Origin of the sequence: Enterocloster sp. 210928-DFI.2.20, from assembly GCF_020554465.1 — a bacterium.
Classification (GTDB): domain Bacteria; phylum Bacillota; class Clostridia; order Lachnospirales; family Lachnospiraceae; genus Enterocloster; species Enterocloster bolteae.
The window spans coordinates 1-259 of the sequence record NZ_JAJCHK010000130.1; the positions used below are offsets into that span (position 1 = coordinate 1).

Consider the following 259-nt stretch of genomic DNA (forward strand, 5'->3'; position numbering starts at 1 on the left):
GGCTTACTTTGCATATGACTCTAAAAAAGCCGGTGGTGTTACCCGTTCTCACCTGCGTTTTGGAAACTCTCCAATCCGTTCCACTTACTATATCGGTAACGCAGACTTCATTTCCTGCTCACTGGATGCTTACATGTTCAAATATGACATGGCGAAAGATATCAAGGAAGGCGGAAGCTTCCTGTTGAATACTACCTTCTCCAAAGAAGAAATCGTTGAGCATATGCCGAACCGTATGAAGGCGCAGCTTGCTAAAAAG

General features: G+C 44.4%; 1 protein-coding gene. It reads left to right on the plus strand.

Annotated elements, in window-relative coordinates; all coding sequences use genetic code 11:
- Nucleotides 1-259, plus strand: a 259-nt coding sequence (locus tag LI015_RS28145) for a 2-oxoacid:acceptor oxidoreductase family protein (protein ID WP_227126797.1), incomplete at both ends; no start/stop codon positions are given.